Origin of the sequence: Geomicrobium sp. JCM 19037, from assembly GCF_000698105.1 — a bacterium.
GTDB lineage: Bacteria > Bacillota > Bacilli > Bacillales > Marinococcaceae > Geomicrobium_A.
On the sequence record NZ_BAWZ01000057.1, the window covers coordinates 1 to 15,827 of the forward strand.

Here is a 15,827-nt window from a genome sequence, read left to right on the forward strand (position 1 = left end):
GCAGGGCGCTGTGCGGACTCAAATGAACGCACCGCCCGGTTTCTGTCCGGCTAGGGGCGCTGTGCGGACTCAAATGAACGCACCGCCCGGTTTCTGTCCGGCTAGGGACGCTGTGCGGACACAATTGCTCGCACCACCCAGTTTCTGTCCGGCTAACCCTAAGCAGTTCCGTATAAACGCAACAGACGTTAGGAAATTCCGAAAGACTAGCAGCATGTCGCGCCTACGGCGCCGAAGCCAACCCCAGACACTTCAACTCGCTCGCTTTTTCTTCGGCACCACCGGTGCCGACAGCAAAATAGCACTTCCAGCTTCTCATCTTGCGAATCCAAAGCCATGCTCTATCCGGAGTGGCTCCTTGCTCTACGTAGCCTGCACAAACCACCTGGTTTTCGGTATGGCAGGGAGCGATGCGCGGTCAAAAACAGCCACTCCATTTCCGAAATGGAGCACACGGTCTTGGCTTCGGGAGCGCACGATCTCTACGTATAGATGCATGTGCACGTTTTCGACACCTGAGTGCACACTTTCGACACCGATGTGCACGTTTTCGACACGAGAGTGCACATATTCGACACGAGAGTGCACATAACCGACACCCGAGTGCACACTTTCGACAAACCGAGCCCACCCCGCACGCCAAAAAAACCCGCTGTGCACATGCACAGCGGGTTCCCCGATCAATCGAACAGCGTACTGACAGACACTTCATTGTGCACTCGGTTGATGGCATCAGCGACGAGTGGGGCAATGGACAGGCTGGTGATTTTGTCGCTCTGTTTGTCTTCGTCTAGTTCGATTGTATTTGTAATGACAAGTTCTTTGATTGGCGATCCTTCGATACGGCTGATTGCCGGACCGGAAAGGACGGGGTGTGTACAGCATGCATACACGCTCGTCGCGCCGTTTTCGATGAGCGCATTGGCAGCGAGTGTGATCGTCCCTGCTGTATCGATCAGGTCGTCAATGATGATAGCGGTTCGGCCTTTGAACTCACCGACGATGTTCATCACTTCTGCTACGTTTGGCTTTGGACGGCGTTTATCAATGAAGGCGATTGGCGCATCGAGGCTTCTGCCATCTTGCGCGCCCGCACGACGCCTCCGTTGTCCGGAGCGACGACGACGATATCTTGTAGCCCCTTGTTGGCAAAATAATCGGAGAGAATCGGAACGCCTTGCAATTGATCGACGGGCATGTCGAAAAATCCTTGAATCTGCGGGGCGTGCAAGTCCATCGTAATGACACGTGTGGCACCTGCAGTCTCTAACAAGTTTGCAATCAGTTTGGCTGTGATTGGCTCACGTGAACGGGCTTTGCGGTCTTGTCGGGCATAGCCGTAATACGGCATCACGACGTTGATGCGTTTTGCTGACGCACGTTTTAAGGCGTCAACCATGATAAGCAGTTCCATGATGTTCTCGTTGCCTGGATACGAGGTGGACTGTACGACGTATACTTCACAACCGCGTACGCTCTCTTCAATGGAGATTTGGATTTCACCGTCGCTGAATCGTTTGACCGAGCTGCGGCCAAGTTCACAACCTAAATGTTTGACGATCTCTTCAGTAAGTGCTTGATTCGAGTTTAAGCTGAAAATCTTGAACTTGTCATTTAAATGGTAATCCATTTCTACTTTTCTACCTTCCTGTTATGTCACGGGTGTGAGTGGCTCGTCTCCACTCAACACGTGAATTAGATTGTCGCAAACGAGATGGCACATTTGAAGACGTGTTGCGATGCTGGCGCTGCCGATATGCGGGGATACGGTCACGTACTTGGACGTGAGCAATCGATCGTCTTTAGGCAATGGTTCTTGTTCGAACACATCGAGACCTGCTCCCCAAATCTTTCGTTGCTCGAGCGCTTCATACAACGCATCTTCATCGACTAGTCCGCCGCGAGAAGTATTAATAACAATTGCATCTTCTTTCATTAAATCAATTTCTCGTTTTCCAATCAAGTGATGATTACTAGTACTATATGGCAAAAGAAGAACAATGTAGTCCGCTCGTTGGAGCAGATCGTCCATCTCGCTATATTTCGCGCCGATTCGGGCCTCGGCTTGTTCATTTCTGGAACGATTGTGGTAAAGAATGTTCATATCAAAGCCGGTCGCCCGCTTTGCGACCGCCTCGCCAATGCGCCCAAGACCAACAATACCAAGCGTTTTGCCATGAATGTCTTGACCAGTGAAGTGCATCGGTGCCCACGCCCCCCACTCGCCGTTCCGCACGATTTCTGACGTTTCCACAAGCCGACGGGCAGTAGCCATGAGCAAGGCAAACGTCAAATCAGCCGTCGTTTCCGTTAACACACCTGGCGTGTTCGTGACAGTAATGTTGCGGTTTTTCGCTGCGTCAATATCAATGTTATTGTAGCCGACCGCCAAATTTGCGACGATCTTCAATTGCGGTGCATGCTGGAAGACTTCTTCATCAATCGTCTCACTAAGCATGCAAAACAGTCCGTCCACATCGGCAACTTCTTCAAGCAGCACGTTGCGAGGTACGGGTTCGTCCGGGTCGTTCCACACTTTCACTTCAAATTGTTCGTGCAGTCGCTCCATCACTTCATCTGGAAGCTGGCGCGTTACGTAGATTTTCTTCTTCACAAACCGCACCTCCTCTCCTTCTATTTTCACTAGGAAAAACTTGGCTGTCAATTTATGTTTAACCTGCCTGTTCACGTGGAATAAGCCGACTAACAAGCAAACGCCTTTTAATGATATATTCGGAGGGATACAATTGACACAAATACTCATGGTTGTAACAAATGGACACACAATGGATAACGGACATCACGCAGGCATTTGGCTGTCCGAATTTGCGGAGCCTTATGAAGCGTTAAAAGCAAACGGATATGAAATTACAGTGGCGAGCCGAATGGGACAGACTCTCCAATCGACAAGAATAGTCTTGGAGAAGAAGGCATTCCTTCAGGTTGGAAAGAGATTGCGGACCAGCTAACGAAGACCGTCCCGCTCGCCGACATTAATAGCAACAACTATTCTGGAATCTTTTTGCCTGGCGGACATGGAACAATGTTCGACTTCCCAGATGATGAGAACTTGAAGCGGTTGCTGCAAGAATTTGCGGAAGCAGATAAAGTCATCGGCGCCGTCTGTCACGGACCTGCGGGGCTCGTGAATGCGGAGCTAAAAGACGGAACACCCCTCGTACAAGGGAAAACCGTTACGAGCTTCACAGACTCAGAAGAGCGCGGCGTTGAGCTAGAAGATCAAGTTCCATTCATGCTCGAGACGAAGCTGAAAGAGCGCGGTGCCTCGTTCGTAGTCGCTGACGATTGGGCTGAGCACGTGCAAACGGACGGCAAACTCGTCACCGGGCAAAACCCACAGTCCTCCATTCGCGTTGCTGAAGAATTCATGAAAGCACTCTAAATCGAATCAAGCAGGGACCGGAAATCTTTCCGGTCCCTGCTTTTTGTTTTGGCTAAGGAAGCCGCCGGTACCGACATATCGGCGGTTTCCAGTACAGCCTCCGCCTCGCCCGGTTTTGTCAGGTTAAGAGGGCTAGGCGGTCCAAATCCCACGCATCCCCCAGAGTTTTGTCCGGTTAAGCCTGGGCAGTTCCGTATAGACCCAAAAAACAGAGAGACTAGCGACATGTCGGCGCTGCGGCGACGAATCCCAACCCCCTAGTTCCACGACTAGCTCGCTTTTTCTTCGGCACCATCGGTGCCGACAGCAAGAAGGCACTTCAAGCCTTTCGTTTTGCGTACTCAAATCTACGCGCTGGACGGTACAATTTGCTCGCTTCCCCCGCTTTTGTTCCGGCTAAGAGCGCTGGACGCACAACATTGCTCACGCCGCCTCGCTCCTGTCCCGGCCAGGAGCGCTGGACGATACAGAACAACCGCCACGCTGCTATTTCGCGTTTCAACATGTGCGATAACGGGGATACTAGTAGCGTTTGACTTCTATAGAGAATACGGCGGTGCGCAAACAATGTTTGATTTCCTGGATTTGTTACGATTATTGATTTCTGCTTTTGTGATTTTGCCTCTTGTTTCGCTCATTCGCGAGAGTGGCTATTATTTGGTGGCGACGTTGCTCGGCGCTAAGAATAAAAAGATTATTATCGGCTGTGGGCCGAAGTTGTTTAGTCTTCCTTCAATTGAAGTACGGCGTTATTTCTTCATGTTCAGCTGGTGTCATTATGATGATATTCGCCCAGACCATAAGTTCTGGCACGCCCTCATTTATGCGTCTCCGATGCTGAGCAATATTCTCGCTGCGGTGATGGTGAACATCATGCTCGGGTTTGGGCTACTCCCAGGGGAAACGCTTTGGAATACGTTCTTGTTCTATACATTTTATTTTGTTTTGTTTGATGCGTTGCCAGTGTATATGCCAGATGGGCAACCGACGAATGGCCGGGCGATTTGGGACCTCTTCCGCCACGATCGCTGGTACACGTCAGACAACCGAGATCGTGATGAACAACGGTCGACTGAGGAGCAGAAGAAAACGATGGAAAACAGCAAACGCGATGAAGCGGAGCGCGGGGACGTTGAAGCGGCACGCTAAAGGCGGTGCCATTCTTCCCCTGCCCACCGGGCGGCGAGCTCTTCTTCCCCAACACCTGTCATGCCATTGATGATGACCGAGACGTGCTCGGTCTGAAAGCGGAGGGAGATCATCCACATCGGCATGTAAGCGAGCTCTAATGAGAGGTGCTCATACTTCGGTCGTTCCCCGACATAGCTGCGACTCCAACGGTTTTGCAGATCGATGAAATACGGTCTGGCCGCCTCTTTCGTTTCGATCACTCGGTCAACGACAGGCACATTGCCGAATGTGTCTTCTGAAACGGGCCACGCTTTGGGCAGACGGTCGCGATAGCCTGATACGGCATCAACGAATGCGTACACCGTTTCAATTTTAAATGGAAGCAATAATCCGCGATCGTACGTCACCTGCATGGTCGAAATCCAAAACGGGTGGTAAAACTTCATTTTTTCGAAGATATAGTCGTCCATCTTACTTATACTGACGGTTCGTTGTAACCGGCGGTCAAGGCTTTTGTAGATGGCTGTATGCAAGTGTCCATCCGGGATTTCTTTAAAGTGACCGATGATGTTGGCATGCATCACGTGAGAACTCATGCACACGCCCCCTTTCTGTCACTCCCTTACTTCAATTAGAATTGCGGAATTCCTTTGATGAAAAATGACGGCTTTTGTAGAACGGTTTACCAAGCTGAAATTACACCGGTTAACAGTGCAAAAATTGCCATGACGAGCGTCGTTAAGAATGCCCATTTGAACATGAATTTCTGATGGTCACCTAAATCGACGCGGGCCAAACCGATTAATAGAAATGTGCTTGCCGTGAGTGGGCTGAGTGGAAACCCGACGGTCATTTGCCCGAGTACGGACGCTTGGGCGATTTCAATCGCAGGTACACCGTACATTTCTGCTGATGTCGCTAGGATTGGCATGACGCCAAAATAGTAAGCATCTGGATTAAACACGAGGCTTAGCGGCATGCTCATGAGTGCGACGAGTGCTGGCATGGAACCGCCGATATCTTCTGGAACGATGTTGACGAGCGCGATTGCCATCTCTTCAATCATCCCTGTACCTGTCAGAATGCCTGTGAACACCCCAGCTGCAAAAATGATCGACAACACGGAAATCATGCCTGTTGCTTGCAATTGAATCTGGTCCATCTGATCTTTCGGGTTCGGGTAGTTGATCACAAGGGCAATGACAAAGGCGACGATAAACACAATCGGAAGCGGTAGCCATTGAAGCACGAGTGCGGCTAGCGCGAGAACGGTGAGCAATACGTTCGGAATGAGCATTTTCGGACGCTTCATCTGCTTTTGCTCATCGGTCATTTCTAGCTCAAGGGAAAATTCAATGTCTTGAATGCCAACGCGATTCCGCTCTTTCTTCCCGATCCAATAGCGACGAGTAGCAGCCACAGAAAACCGACAACCATCGTCGGTAATAGCGGAATGAAGATCTCCCCCGGATCCATTCCGATTGCGGTGCCTGCCCGGGCATCGGGCCGCCCCACGGCATGATGTTCATAAGTCCTGCGCCAAGCCCGACGACACCAGCAAGAACGATCCGACTCATGCCGAGTCGCTCGTAAAGCGGCAAGAGCGCCGGGATGACGATTAAAAACGTGGAAGCCCCTGAGCCGTCCAACTGGGCAATCATCGCAAACAATAACGTGCCGATGACGACCTTTAACGGATCCCCTTTGACGAGCCTAAGGATGCGCGAAAGGATCGGATCAAACATTCCCGCATTGTTCATCACCCCGAAGTAAAGGATGGCAAAGCCGAGCATCACACCAGTAGGCGCTACGAGTTGCACCCCTTCGAGCATGTATTCTCCGAGTTCGAGACCAAATCCCCCGATGAGTCCAAAAATGATGGGTACGAGTACGAGCGCAACGATAACAGATAAGCGCTTTGATAAGATGGAATATAAAAATACAGCAATTGTTAGAAACCCTAATAGTGCGATCATTTTAACCCCTCCTCATTGGTGAAGCGCTTACAATTTCACGTGCATTTGTAACAAGTGCCATCCGAGCGACTTCCCGTGAGCATCGAGCTCAAGTGCTGCGGCTACGCCACCTTTTCGCGTCCCGCGAATGACATAATGCACGGCAGCGAGCTGCGGTAGCAAGAAACATTCCACAACACCCGAGGCGATGCCTGTAAAATGTGCACGAACTTGTTCTGCACCAATTTGCTCGACAATCTGGTCATAGTACGTATCGTCATACAAAAACACGCTAATCGTCGTATCTTCCCCTTTATCTCCAGCACGTGCGTGCGCCACTTCATGTAACCGGATCGTTTTCATCGTTCGTCCACCTCCACTATGTTTACGTTGCTCTTTACAGCCGAGCGGCGTATCGTCGTTGAATACGCGGCGATCACCGGTCTCGTATACTTGCGAACCCCACCTGGACCTCCGGGTCCATTTAGCCAAAGGGATTCAACTTCCTCTCCAACTCGGTCTGCCATCGATCGACCTTCGGCACGGGCAGCAATGCGAAACATCACTTCATATGGCTCAGGTCGTCCAGCCGCGTCACCGTGCAGCGCGTTCATGCCAACCAAGTCGCTTTTCATATCTTGAGAAGCAATGCCCGCGTCCTTTAACCGCTGCTCAACGATTGCTTGCGCCATCTGCGCCCGCTCAATTGCACCGTGACCGGCATAAGCGATAAACCCTTCACCTATGAACCTTGATTGACGCCAAGTGTCACTTTGAAACTGTCCGTCCGGGCGTGCCACTCCCCCTGTTACGTGCACGCAATTCTGCTCTACTTCTTGAAATTGCACGTTCGAAAAATCGGCAACAACGTCTGGAGTAATGTACGTTGATGGGTCCATCACTTCATATAGCAACTGCTCTTTGCACGTTTGTACAGACACCACACCCCCGCTGCCTGGCGTTTTCGAAATGATGCCTTCGCCGTTTTTGAACACTTCGACGATGGGCATGCCGACATGCAACAAGTCATCCACTCGCTTTTTTGCCCGTCTGCAAAGTAACCGCCGGTCACTTGTGCCCCGCATTCGAGCAAATGAGCCAACACCGTGCCTTTTCCGAGCCGATCCCAGTCGGTCAAGGACCAACCCCATTCATATACCATCGGCGCCAAAAATAACGACGGGTCCGCCACACGGCCGGTAATAATCACGTCCACGCCAGCTGCTAGGGCAGGAAGCATCTCTTCGACACCTAAATAAGCATCGGCAGAAATCCAGTCACTACGGGTGACCGGCTCTCCGGTTTCCCAAATGTGAGGGTCTTCTTTGGCAATGCTCGACGCGACATCGGCGCCAAGCACTGTCGCGACCCGCAAACCGTTTATTTCTAGATCACGGGCAACACGGACGACGACTCGAGCAGCTGCCTGAGGGTTCGCAGCGCCTAAGTTCGTGACGATGCGTACGTTCTTTCGCTTGCATAAGGCGAGCAACGCGTACATTCTCGCTTCAAAAAACTGGCCGTACCCTTTTTCGGGATCCTCCCGCTTTTCAAGGTGTGCTAACGCCGTCGTGCGCTCGGCCAAACCTTCCAAAACGAGATAATCCAAGTTTCCTCGCTCCACGAGTTTGACCGCCGCATCAATCCGATCTCCTGAATAACCCGCACCGGTGCCAATTCTAATTGACCTCATACATTACCCAACTTTCTACTCATTTTCTGTCCACTCATCTATTAAGCAAAAGTCGTGCCAACAGCGAAAGCCCAGTCGTATGCAAACGGTTCATCTTATTTCTAAAAACATCTATATAATTTCTAATAATTTAGAAATAAATAGAACATTCACTACAATCTTGATAAGATAGACAAAACGATGAAAGTTGGACCGTCATGAATCTACATAGCATCGTACATGCCATACAAGATGGGATACTCATCATTAACCGCGAAGGCATCGTCGAAAGAATCAATGAAGAATACACGAAAATCACGGGTGTAGAGGAAAGAGACATCGTCGGCAAACCGCTCCTCGATGTGCGCCCCGAGGCTCAACTTGTCCGAACATTACATGATGAAAACGTTCGCGTGGGCGTCCACCGTAACGTGAACGGCCGAGAATACGTCGTCGATATGGCTCCCATTTATGAAAACGGAGTCGTCGTCGGCGCAGTATCGGTATGTAAAGGGAAAGAAGAAGTGTTCAACCTTATGAATGACCTAAAGAAAAAGCAAGATACGATTGATCAGCTCGAGAAGAAAGTACAGGCCAGTTATCAAGCCACGTATACGTTTGAATCAATTGTCGGTCATGACCTTGGCTTGAAAGACTTCGTTCAGACCGCGAGAAAAGCAGCAGCGGTTCCATTCCCTGTGCTTCTCACCGGCGAAAGTGGGACAGGCAAAGAATTGTTTGCCCAAGCGATCCATCGTGCAAGTGACCGCGCCGATAAGCCATTTGTTCCGATTAATTGCGCCACCATTCCGGCTGATTTGATGGAGAGTGAATTGTTCGGCTATACGAGCGGGGCGTTTACGAGTGCGAAACATGCGGGCAAGATCGGACTGTTTGAACTCGCCACAGACGGAACGTTATTCCTTGATGAAATTGGTGAATTGCCGGTAACTCTGCAAAGCAAGTTGCTCCGTGTGCTACAAGAAGGGACGATTCGCAAGATCGGCGCGTTGAAGGAACAGCACGTGAATACGCGCATTATTGCTGCGACGAACCGCAATGTCGGGGAACTCGTTGCTCGTGGGGGATTTCGCGAAGACCTCTATTACCGCTTGGGTGTATTAAACCTGCATATCCCGCCGCTTCGCGAGCGCAAGCAAGACTTGGAGCCGCTCGTTCGCGGCTTTTTGCAAAAACATGCAACCTACCACCCCATTCACATTGAACCCCGGGCTTTTGACCAGCTCGCCGCTTACGATTGGCCGGGGAACGTTCGTGAGTTGCACAATGTGTTGCAGTTTAGTTTAAGCATGATGGACCGACGGGACACGGGTTTGCATACGGTTCATTTGCCCGCACCGCTCGGCAATCACCGCGAACATTCCCGTTCGAAAGTAGGGTCCCTTCGTTCTGAGCTAAACCGAGCGGAATACGAGGTGTTGTCCGTCGCTTTGAAAAACTATGAAAGCACTATTGAAGGCAAACGAGCGGCTGCGCAGCAGTTGAACATTTCGTTAGCAACGCTCTATAACAAGCTGAAAAAACACGGGATGAATCCGTAATCTAAACCGGGGGCTTCTATGGACATTCGACATTTAACCTACTTTACCGAAGTCGCAAAGCACGCAAGCTTTACGAAAGCAGCAAGCACGTTGCACGTCTCCCAACCTTCGTTAAGCAAAACGATCAAACAGTTGGAGCGGGAATTAGGGGTGCCGTTATTCTATCGTTCTTCGAAAGAACTGCGCCTGACTGATGCGGGGGAAGCAGTGCTCAAAAATGCGCAAAATGTGCTGGACGCGTTTCATAACTTGAAAGGGACGTTAAGCGATGTAGTTGAACTAAAAAAGGGAGAGATATCCGTTGGAATCCCTCCCATCATTGGGCTGCATTTGTTTCTCCGCTCATTAGCCATTTCATTGAACATCATCCACTCGTCGACTTACGCCTCACAGAAGTTGGCAGTCTTGCGATTAAGAAGGGGATTAACGAAGGCTCTTTAGACGTGGGCTTTATATGTAACGTGCCTCTCCAAAATGAAGACTTTGAATGTCGCCCCATTCTCCACGATCCGCTCGTCGCTGTCATGCACCATGATCACCGATTCGCCTCCGTTGACGAAATTGCCATGAATGACTTGGAGAGCGAGCCGATCATTCTATATCGGAATGACTTTTCCTTGCACAAAGCGATCGTCGAGGAATGTTTGCGGAGTGGGTTTTACCCGAATGCCGTTTGCGAAAGTTCACAGAAAGATTTCATGATGCAAATGGTCGAGGCGAAGCTAGGCATCGCCTTACTGCCTTTGCATATCGCCAAATCGATGAACCCAAGCGCATTAACGTACGTACCGCTAAGTGAAGATCCGCTTCATCTGGAACTCGTGATGATTTGGCGAAAAGATACGTACTTGCCATTCGCCGCCCGGGCGTTTTTAGAGGAAGCGAACCGTCACTTTTAATGCGTGTCGTGCATCTCTTGAATGAGTTCAGAAATGCTGCGAATTTTGCGGTCGCCGTATTGCACCGCGCCTTCTTCCAAATCAATATAGATGGCTTTCATCCCGATCGCTCCAGCGGGGATAATTTCGTTTAAGTAGTTGTCCCCAATGGAAAGCGTTCGTTCAGCTGACGCATCGTAGCGCTCCATAATTTTCTTAAACTGCGCTTTCGTATGTTGGGGTTTGCCAGCAGAAGTGACGACATCGGTGAACACGTCGGTCAAGTCGAGCATACTGAGCAGACGCTCCACGTCATCTGGCGTACTGTTTGTGAGCAACACGATCTGCTTCTTTTGACCGAGTGCTTGAAGTCCTGTACGTAGCCCTTCTATCACTGTCAATTCAAACTGATCAGTCGCCATATATTCTTTCGTCTCATGGTAGGCTGGTTGAGGGTCGCTCACTCCGTAGTGTCGTGCCGCTGCATTCGGAAGCCACCATCCATCACCAATGGCAATGAGTGTATCAAAGTCGAAGCTTACCGCACCCGGGTACACGGCTTTCCATTGTGCGGTTGGCACAAGGCCGCCGTCCCAGTCGGTCACGCCGCTGACTTGGCCTGTAAAGGGATCGGTTTCAACGACCCAGTCTCGCACAACGTCGTACGCTTTGCCGATGGAACCGCATGGTTTCCTTTTTTCATATCGTCATAGTCTTGAAAAAAGTTGGCTCGTTTTTGTTCGGGCAGTTCTTCTGACAGGCGTTTGGCGTAATGGTCGAAGTGGTCGGTGTCTTCATAGAGGGTGCCGTCCAAGTCGAAGATGACGAGATCAATGTGTTTGAATGCGTTGTCGTGCATGGTTGCGCCTCCTTGATCTTTTGTTTTAACGTAATCGATTTTGCGATTCTCGTCAATTTCTCCTATAATGATTGTTAATTTTGCGCATGTTTTTGTAAATTGTGTATAAAAAGTGAAGAAAGTTGTGGTAGAATTGTGTGGATTCATGTCGCACTAGCGACGCAAAATACATATCTTTCGGGAGGGGGAAATCGTACCAATGAGAAAGTATACGATTGCTGGTTCAGCAGTTCTCATGACGACGATTTTAGCAGCGTGCGGAACAGGGGCAGATGAAGTGCCTGACACGCTATCTATGGGGTTTGTTCCATCGCAAGATGCTAGCGAGTTGGCGGATACCGTTCAACCGGTAGCAGACAGATTAGCTGAGGAGCTTGGCATGGATGTCGAGGCTGAAGTTGTAACGAGTTATGTCGGTCTCGTTGAAGCGATGGGCAATGGCACGGTTGACATCGGATTCTTACCACCGCTTGGTTTTGTTCAAGCAGAAGAAGCACACGATGTTGAGGTGATGCTCAAGTCCGAGCGTTTCGGGGATTACGAGTACCTTGCACAGTTTAATGTAAGTGCTGATCGTGACGATTTGAACAGCATGGAAGACTTGGTGAACACAGAAGGCCTAACGTGGGCGTATGGGGATACGTCTTCAGCAGCAGGTTATTTGTTCCCGGCAAATGACTTGATGGATGCGGGCATTGACGACTTGAACAACCACTTCCAACACTTGCAACTTGGTGGTCATGATACAGCTTTAATGGCTGTTCTTGACGGAGAAGCAGATTTCTCGACGTCATTTGATGACGCGCGTGAGAACTTAGAAGAAGACTATCCAGACATTATGGAAGACATTAAGATTATTGAGTACACTCAACCGATTCCAAACGACACAATCTCTGCTCGTGCTGGATTGGATGAAGACTTGAAAGACGAAATCATTGCTGCATTTCTTAGCTTTAATGATGACGAAGAAATGCTAGAAGTTCTTGATAGCATTTACAACTGGACAGGCATTGCAGAAGCAGAATCAAGCGACTATGAAGTCGTACGCGACACGTATGAGCGCTTCCAAGAAGAAATTACACTAGACTAGTTGGAGGGGAGGTTCTCTCCCCCAGATTGGCTAGAAGCTATACTTTTTATAAAAAGCACTTATTTCGCAGTGCTACTCAATCAATATTTTGCCCATTACTTTTGAGCTAAAAAACAAAATATAGTATTCATATTGTGCAAAATAAAAAGGGGTGTAATGGTGGAGACGCCTACGGGATTAGCGTTAGCCGAAGATCATCGTGCGAAGCGCGATAGCTGAGGCAACGCCCGTGGCAAGCGTAGCCAGTACACCCCTACACTTCTATAAAAACAACATCTAGGGTTTTTAACAGCCTGTGGGGAGGTTCTCTCCCCTTTTTTTTTAGAAATTTTTAACAGAAAGTAGGAAGAACGCTTTATGATTGAATTCAAAAACGTTTCTCTCACCTATCCAAATGGCCATCAAGGACTTAAGAATGTGAATTTGGAAATTAACCAAGGCGAAATGATCGTCGTTGTTGGTCTGTCCGGCGCCGGTAAATCAACGCTGATCCGCAGCATGAACCAACTCGTTAAACCGACTGAAGGAGAGCTGTTAATCGACGGGAAAAACTCCCTCAAGTTTAACGAACGCGAGCTGCGTGAAATGCGCACCGACATCGGAATGATCTTCCAAAGCTACAATCTTGTCCGCAGAATGAGCGTCCTTCGCAACGTCTTAAGTGGTGCACTCGGTCGTACAAACACGTTGCGCAGCATTCTAGGACTATTTAAGAAAGAAGACAAACAACTCGCGCTTGCCAGTCTTGACCGCGTTGGCATTGCCGAGAAAGCGTATTCACGTGCCGATCAGCTTTCCGGAGGACAGCAACAGCGTGTCAGTATTGCCCGTGCCCTCACCCAGAAGACGAAAGTCTTCCTCGCAGATGAGCCGGTCGCAAGCTTGGATCCACCGACGTCACACATCGTAATGAAAGATTTACGCCGCATTAACCGCGAAGATAACATTACGATGATCGTCAACTTGCACTTTATCGATATGGCTATGGAATATGCGGATCGCATTATCGGCATGCGCAGTGGCGAAGTCGTCTTTGATGGTCCTGCATCCGAGGTGACTGAGAAGACGTTTGAAGACATTTATGGTCGTCCAATCAAAGAAGACGACATGCTTAGTGAAGATGCCGGAGCTGCAGAAAACGATATGCCGGGCGAAGATTTGGACGCCAAAGGAGAAACTGCAAGTAGCGAGGAGGCTGATTCGAAGTGAATCCAGCTTCCAAGCCGGGCAACTTCCCACTCATTCCCCGGCGGTCGAAGATCAGTATTTTATCGGTACTCGCCGTCGTCGCACTTTTATACATAATCGCAGCTTACGTGACAAACGCTGCACCTGACCGCGTCATCAATGGATTGCCACAAATCTTCAACTTTGTTTTCGGCAACCTGATTCCTCCAAACTGGAGTTACTATGATACAGTCGCCGGCAGTTTGTTAGAAACGTGGAACATCGCACTACTCGCAACTACACTATCTGTATTTTTCTGTTTGCCGATCGCTTTTTTATCCGCGTCAAATATTAACACAAGCTCCATTTTGTATAATATCGTTCGCTTTGCAATGAACGTATTGCGTACGATCCCTGACCTCGTGCTCGCCGTAATCTTTGTCGGGCTTGTCGGAATTGGGGCCATGGCCGGAATCTATGCCCTATTCTTCTTCTCGGTCGGAATTTTAGCGAAGTTAATTAGTGAAACGATTGAATCGATTGATCCAGATCCACTTGAAGCCATACGTTCCACTGGCGGCAACACGCTACAAGTCATCTGGTATGGGGTCATGCCTCAAATTCTCCCGCATTACATTTCGTACAGTCTGTACGTGCTCGAGATTAACGTCCGTGCATCCGTCGTCCTCGGTTTCGTCGGCGCAGGCGGGGTCGGCTCATCCTCAATCAGCAACTCAACTTCTTTAATTACGGGAATGTCTCCATGATCATCCTCATGACCTTCGTCGTCGTTACCTTGATCGATGTTGTGAGCATTCGCTTAAGAGAGAGGATCGTCTAATGAGAGAACTCCAAATTACCAAACCAAAAAAGCCGCCAATGTATTGGGTGAAACTCGGAAGCATCGTTGCCTTTATCGTCCTAGCCTACTCGGTCGCATTCACGAGCATGGACCTCACATCCACGTTCCGCTTCGACCAAGCCGTGAACATGTTGCAACGCCTCGTGCTCGGCCCGTTCACGCACGACGTGGCTATCTCACGTATACCTGAACTGTTTATGATGATGATGGAGACCGTTGCCATCGCCTATGCCGGGGTACTCGCAGGTTCGATCCTCGCGATCCCATTCGCCTTCTTTGCCGCACGCAACATCGCAAAGAAAGGCTCGATCGGCGGAAAAGGCATCCTAAACGGCATCCACTCATTCCCTGAGCTTTTGTTCGCCATCATCTTCGTATCTGCAGTCGGAATCGGCCCGCTCGCCGGTGTACTCGCCATCACGATCAACTCCGTCGGTATGCTCGGTAAACTCTATTCAGAAGTCATCGAGTCGATCGATCAAAACCCGATCGAAGCACTACGCGCCAGCGGCGCCGGCAAACTACAAATCATGTGGTACGGCGTGTTGCCGCAAGTCTTGCCTGAATTCATGAGCTACGCGCTTTATCGTTACGAAATCGACCTCCGTTCCGCCACCGTACTCGGTATGGTCGGTGCCGGCGGTCTCGGCGCCCCGCTCATCATGCTTCCCGTTCCCGCGAATGGGAGCAAGTCGGAATGATGCTCATCATCATCATCGTCGTCGTCACCGTCGTCGACATTTTGAGCCGCAACATCCGAAAGCGCATCGTGTGATGTGGTTATGCTAGACGTGTGATGATTCCCGAGGTAGTACGCTTTGTTAAACCCCCTCCCCGCCCCCAAATCTGCGTGCGAGGCGGGGGTTTTTGTGTTTTTTAGGGGGAGGAATAGGGCGCTTGGAGCTGGAGCTATACCCGATAGGGCTAGGCTTTAGGATGGGTGCGCGAGGGGAAAAGGCGAAAAGCCTATTTGCTGTCGGCATCGGGGGTGCCGAGGAAAAAGCAGTGTCGTTGTGGAACCATGGGGTTGGCTTCGGCACCGGAGGTGCCGACGTGTCGATAGGGGTTAGGATGGCTCGGGTTTCGGGGGTGCAGCCAGTTTGGCCGACGCGACCCCCCTAGCCGGAACAAAAACCAGCGACAAACGCGTTCTTGTCCGGAGAGACCCCCTAGCCGGAACAAAAACCAGCGACTCACACGTTCTTGTCCGGACAACCCTCCTAGCCGGAACAAAAACCGGCGACAAAC

At 50.1% G+C, this 15,827-nt stretch carries 13 protein-coding genes and 4 pseudogenes; 8 read left to right on the forward strand and 9 right to left on the reverse strand.

Going from position 1 to position 15,827, the window contains the following annotated elements; all coding sequences use genetic code 11:
• Nucleotides 1-680 precede the first annotated feature (680 nt).
• Nucleotides 681-1,630 (reverse strand): annotated as a pseudogene (locus JCM19037_RS20980) (ribose-phosphate diphosphokinase).
• Between the two features lie 21 nt (nucleotides 1,631-1,651).
• A complete protein-coding gene (locus tag JCM19037_RS20985) occupies nucleotides 1,652-2,614 on the reverse strand; it encodes a D-glycerate dehydrogenase (protein ID WP_052364175.1) in 963 nt (320 codons plus the stop codon).
• A 148-nt stretch (nucleotides 2,615-2,762) separates the two neighbouring features.
• On the opposite strand from JCM19037_RS20985, the pseudogene JCM19037_RS20990 reads away from it, so the two are divergent.
• Together JCM19037_RS20990 and JCM19037_RS21000 are read left to right on the forward strand one after the other, a co-directional pair.
• Nucleotides 2,763-3,403, forward strand: a pseudogene (locus JCM19037_RS20990) (type 1 glutamine amidotransferase domain-containing protein).
• A 567-nt stretch (nucleotides 3,404-3,970) separates the two neighbouring features.
• Nucleotides 3,971-4,552 (forward strand): hypothetical protein, encoded by a 582-nt coding sequence (locus JCM19037_RS21000; protein ID WP_052364172.1) that lies wholly within the window; start codon nucleotides 3,971-3,973, stop codon nucleotides 4,550-4,552.
• On the opposite strand, the gene JCM19037_RS21005 is transcribed toward JCM19037_RS21000, so the two are convergent.
• From JCM19037_RS21005 to JCM19037_RS26310, 5 genes and pseudogenes are all read right to left on the reverse strand, one after another.
• Nucleotides 4,549-5,130: a hypothetical protein gene (locus JCM19037_RS21005; RefSeq protein ID WP_042404383.1), complete on the reverse strand. Its 582-nt coding sequence runs from the start codon at nucleotides 5,128-5,130 to the stop codon at nucleotides 4,549-4,551. The two genes, JCM19037_RS21000 and JCM19037_RS21005, sit on opposite strands and share 4 nt — an antisense overlap.
• An 86-nt stretch (nucleotides 5,131-5,216) precedes the next feature.
• A pseudogene (locus tag JCM19037_RS21010) lies at nucleotides 5,217-6,510 on the reverse strand (CitMHS family transporter).
• Nucleotides 6,511-6,537: 27 nt separating this feature from the next.
• Entirely contained in the window at nucleotides 6,538-6,852 is a 315-nt protein-coding gene (locus tag JCM19037_RS21015) for a hypothetical protein (protein WP_042404385.1), read from the reverse strand.
• Nucleotides 6,849-7,499, reverse strand: a complete 651-nt coding sequence (locus JCM19037_RS26305; protein WP_202963239.1) for an acyclic terpene utilization AtuA family protein — start codon at nucleotides 7,497-7,499, stop codon at nucleotides 6,849-6,851. Before JCM19037_RS26305 ends, JCM19037_RS21015 begins: the two co-directional genes overlap by 4 nt.
• Nucleotides 7,388-8,182: an acyclic terpene utilization AtuA family protein gene (locus tag JCM19037_RS26310; RefSeq protein WP_202963240.1), complete on the reverse strand. Its 795-nt coding sequence runs from the start codon at nucleotides 8,180-8,182 to the stop codon at nucleotides 7,388-7,390. The genes JCM19037_RS26305 and JCM19037_RS26310 overlap by 112 nt, the downstream gene beginning before the upstream one ends.
• A gap of 197 nt (nucleotides 8,183-8,379) precedes the next feature.
• On the opposite strand from JCM19037_RS26310, the gene JCM19037_RS21025 reads away from it, so the two are divergent.
• Together JCM19037_RS21025 and JCM19037_RS30395 are read left to right on the forward strand one after the other, a co-directional pair.
• Nucleotides 8,380-9,723 carry a sigma-54-dependent Fis family transcriptional regulator gene (locus JCM19037_RS21025; protein WP_042404386.1) on the forward strand — a complete coding sequence of 448 codons (1,344 nt, stop codon included), beginning with the start codon at nucleotides 8,380-8,382 and terminating at the stop codon, nucleotides 9,721-9,723.
• Between the two features lie 18 nt (nucleotides 9,724-9,741).
• Nucleotides 9,742-10,622, forward strand: a pseudogene (locus tag JCM19037_RS30395) (LysR family transcriptional regulator).
• On the opposite strand, the gene JCM19037_RS21035 reads toward JCM19037_RS30395, so the two are convergent.
• On the reverse strand, nucleotides 10,619-11,257 hold the full coding sequence (locus JCM19037_RS21035; RefSeq protein WP_193744839.1) for an HAD family hydrolase: 639 nt from the start codon (nucleotides 11,255-11,257) through the stop codon (nucleotides 10,619-10,621). The pseudogene JCM19037_RS30395 and the gene JCM19037_RS21035 sit on opposite strands and share 4 nt — an antisense overlap.
• Complete coding sequence (locus tag JCM19037_RS25325) at nucleotides 11,203-11,460, reverse strand: hypothetical protein (protein WP_052364174.1); 258 nt, start codon at nucleotides 11,458-11,460, stop codon at nucleotides 11,203-11,205. The genes JCM19037_RS21035 and JCM19037_RS25325 overlap by 55 nt, the downstream gene beginning before the upstream one ends.
• Nucleotides 11,461-11,659: 199 nt before the next feature.
• Here JCM19037_RS25325 and JCM19037_RS21040 point away from each other — a divergent pair, with 199 nt between their 5' ends.
• The 4 genes from JCM19037_RS21040 (at nucleotide 11,660) to phnE (JCM19037_RS21055) (ending at nucleotide 15,280) form a co-directional block, all read left to right on the forward strand.
• A complete protein-coding gene (locus tag JCM19037_RS21040; protein WP_042404387.1) occupies nucleotides 11,660-12,550 on the forward strand; it encodes a phosphate/phosphite/phosphonate ABC transporter substrate-binding protein in 891 nt (296 codons plus the stop codon).
• A 357-nt stretch (nucleotides 12,551-12,907) separates the two neighbouring features.
• Complete coding sequence (phnC, locus tag JCM19037_RS21045; RefSeq protein WP_081829494.1) at nucleotides 12,908-13,759, forward strand: phosphonate ABC transporter ATP-binding protein; 852 nt, start codon at nucleotides 12,908-12,910, stop codon at nucleotides 13,757-13,759.
• The gene (gene phnE / locus JCM19037_RS21050) at nucleotides 13,756-14,484 is read left to right on the forward strand and encodes a phosphonate ABC transporter, permease protein PhnE (RefSeq protein ID WP_238544852.1); all 729 of its coding nucleotides are present in this window, start codon (nucleotides 13,756-13,758) and stop codon (nucleotides 14,482-14,484) included. Before phnC ends, phnE (JCM19037_RS21050) begins: the two co-directional genes overlap by 4 nt.
• Before the next feature lie 73 nt (nucleotides 14,485-14,557).
• Complete coding sequence (gene phnE / locus JCM19037_RS21055) at nucleotides 14,558-15,280, forward strand: phosphonate ABC transporter, permease protein PhnE (protein WP_238544853.1); 723 nt, start codon at nucleotides 14,558-14,560, stop codon at nucleotides 15,278-15,280.
• The last annotated feature ends 547 nt before the right edge of the window (nucleotides 15,281-15,827 follow it).

Excerpts from the sequence above, each read along its gene's own strand:
- JCM19037_RS21000 (WP_052364172.1), top strand. The coding sequence starts at position 3,971 with ATGTTTGATTTCCTGGATTTGTTACGATTATTGATTTCTGCTTTTGTG.
- JCM19037_RS21005 (WP_042404383.1), bottom strand. The coding sequence starts at position 5,130 with ATGAGTTCTCACGTGATGCATGCCAACATCATCGGTCACTTTAAAGAA.
- JCM19037_RS21015 (WP_042404385.1), bottom strand. The coding sequence starts at position 6,852 with ATGAAAACGATCCGGTTACATGAAGTGGCGCACGCACGTGCTGGAGAT.
- JCM19037_RS26305 (WP_202963239.1), bottom strand. The coding sequence starts at position 7,499 with ATGCCCATCGTCGAAGTGTTCAAAAACGGCGAAGGCATCATTTCGAAA.
- JCM19037_RS26310 (WP_202963240.1), bottom strand. The coding sequence starts at position 8,182 with ATGAGGTCAATTAGAATTGGCACCGGTGCGGGTTATTCAGGAGATCGG.
- JCM19037_RS21025 (WP_042404386.1), top strand. The coding sequence starts at position 8,380 with ATGAATCTACATAGCATCGTACATGCCATACAAGATGGGATACTCATC.
- JCM19037_RS25325 (WP_052364174.1), bottom strand. The coding sequence starts at position 11,460 with ATGCACGACAACGCATTCAAACACATTGATCTCGTCATCTTCGACTTG.
- JCM19037_RS21040 (WP_042404387.1), top strand. The coding sequence starts at position 11,660 with ATGAGAAAGTATACGATTGCTGGTTCAGCAGTTCTCATGACGACGATT.
- phnC (WP_081829494.1), top strand. The coding sequence starts at position 12,908 with ATGATTGAATTCAAAAACGTTTCTCTCACCTATCCAAATGGCCATCAA.
- phnE (WP_238544853.1), top strand. The coding sequence starts at position 14,558 with ATGAGAGAACTCCAAATTACCAAACCAAAAAAGCCGCCAATGTATTGG.